Genomic DNA, 562 nt, shown 5'->3' with positions numbered 1-562 from the left:
TCTGTCTGTCTGTCTGTCAAATATATTTCTCTATACATCTCCTTGTCAACCTCCTGGTTTAATAAAATTGCACTACCGTATCAAATCCATTTGTCACTGTTCAGTGACCTGCGGTTCGGTCCCCCCCCACCGGTCTTTATGCTTCTGAACTTGAAGACAGTTTTTCCTGCCTCAATCTTGCTCATATCCAGAACGTCATTGATAATTCCCAACAGATGCTGCGATGAAATATCTATTTTATCTGCATACTCTATAACTTTTGCTTTATTACCTGCATCATGTCTGATCAAAGATGTGATACCAATGATTGCATTCATAGGTGTACGAGTATCATGCGACATTATTGTTACGTCTATGAAATAATACCGTAAAAAAGCACTGCCAGACAGACAGTGCACATCATTTCATGCAACTGGCTGCCATTTTACAGGCCCTGTAGCTTTGCGTCCCAGACTTTCATCTGGTTTGCCGATTTCCTTATTATAGCTTTTAGACTTACGCAAAAAACTGGTTTTATTATACTATAGTACTCTACTGTACACAAGAAAAACATTACCTTTTT

Annotated in this window: 1 pseudogene and 1 riboswitch; the pseudogene reads right to left on the bottom strand. The window is 38.8% G+C overall.

Going from position 1 to position 562, the window contains the following annotated elements:
• Nucleotides 1-146: 146 nt before the first annotated feature.
• Nucleotides 147-341, bottom strand: a pseudogene (locus DWW13_RS15420) (sensor histidine kinase); the annotation flags it as partial.
• Nucleotides 342-404: 63 nt separating this feature from the next.
• Nucleotides 405-480, bottom strand: a riboswitch (cyclic di-GMP riboswitch).
• Between the last annotated feature and the right edge of the window lie 82 nt (nt 481-562).

The sequence above is a fragment of the Blautia sp. AF14-40 genome (assembly GCF_003479665.1).
Classification (GTDB): domain Bacteria; phylum Bacillota; class Clostridia; order Lachnospirales; family Lachnospiraceae; genus Fusicatenibacter; species Fusicatenibacter saccharivorans.
The sequence above is the reverse complement of the archived record's forward strand: the minus strand, read 5'-3'. Positions and strand labels throughout refer to the sequence as shown.